Raw genomic sequence first — 1316 nt, 5'->3', positions numbered from 1 at the left:
CTGAACCGTACCGGTTTTGTGGGAGAGAGTTAAGTCCGGGAACTCAGGCTGCCAGATCCTTATTCCCGATGGAAGCGTAATATGCTTTTTCTGCTTCAGCCGGTGGGATGTGGCCGAGTCGCTCAAGCAGTCGGCGATTGTTGTACCAGTCCACCCACGACAGTGTTGCCAGCTCCACTTCCTGCCGGTTTTTCCAGCTCTGTCGGTGTATCACCTCTGCTTTGTACAGACCGTTGATGCTTTCGGCCATGGCATTATCGTAAGAGTCACCCGTGCTGCCCGTTGAAGCAAGAAGCTCCGCTTCCTGCAGCCGTTGCGTGTAGGCCAGTGAAACATATTGCGAACCTTTATCCGAGTGATGGATGGTGCCGGAAGGTCGACGTGCCCACAGTGCCTGCTCCAGCGCATCCAGTACGAACGTTGTCTCCATAGACGATGACACCCGCCAGCCCACAATAACGCCGGCGAACACATCTATGATGAACGCGACATATGCGAAGCCCTGCCAGGTGCTGACGTACGTGAAATCTGCCACCCAAAGCTGATTGGGCCGCTCTGCCACGAACTGACGGTTTACCCTGTCGCTTGCCGCAGCGTCTTTCCGGCTGACCGTGGTGCGGACCGTTTTACCCCGAAGCACGCCAGCCAGCCCCATAGCTTTCATCAACCGGGCGACAGTACACCTTGCCACGCTGAAGCCTTCACGCAGCAACTGGCGCCAGACTTTACGGATGCCATAGACACTGTAGTTTTCGTCATACACCCGCTGTATTTCCGGTTTCAGCAGGTCGTCACGGTGGTCACGCAGACTACGTTTCTCCGGATGCTGGCGGTATTCACGGTGCCGGTAGTACGTCGACGGGGCGATATTCAGCTCATGACATACCGGTCCGACCCCGTGACTACCGCTGAGGGTATCCAGCAGCGGCATTATTTTTTCCACAGACGGTCGTACTCCGCCTTCGCAAAATAAGCTGAGGCCTGTCGCAGGATATCGTTGCTGCGCCGCAACTCACGAACCTCCTGCTCCAGCTCTTTGAGACGCTGACGCTCATCGCTTGTGAGCCCGCCATCGCCAGCACCATTATTGCGTTCATGCTGACGCAGCCATGCTCTGAGCGTGTCGGGGCTACAGCCTATTTTGGGCGCGATGGAGTTGATGGCGGCGTGTTCTGAGTGATATTCACTGCGCTGTTCCAGCAGCATTCGGACAGCCCGCTCACGTAATTCTGGTGGGTAACGGTTTGCTCGTTTGGATGTCATTTCGGGTCTCCTTTCACTGAGAGTTTAGTCTCCCGAAAACCCGGTACGGTTCA

1 protein-coding gene and 1 other annotated feature are annotated in these 1316 nt (G+C 56.2%); the gene reads right to left on the bottom strand.

The features are described from left to right. Window positions 1–43: 43 nt before the first annotated feature. A protein-coding gene (locus H7K56_RS23120; protein ID WP_170264780.1) for an IS3 family transposase occupies window positions 44–1263 on the bottom strand; the annotation gives its coding sequence in 2 pieces (ribosomal slippage) (window positions 44–969 and window positions 969–1263; 1221 coding nt in all). Further along, window positions 860–976 (bottom strand) — a sequence feature (AL1L pseudoknot). It overlaps the preceding gene by 117 nt. Window positions 1264–1316 lie beyond the last annotated feature (53 nt).

The organism is Pantoea dispersa (assembly GCF_014155765.1).
In the GTDB taxonomy this organism is placed as follows: Bacteria; Pseudomonadota; Gammaproteobacteria; order Enterobacterales; family Enterobacteriaceae; genus Pantoea; species Pantoea dispersa.
This window is presented reverse-complemented; position numbering and strand designations above follow the sequence as displayed.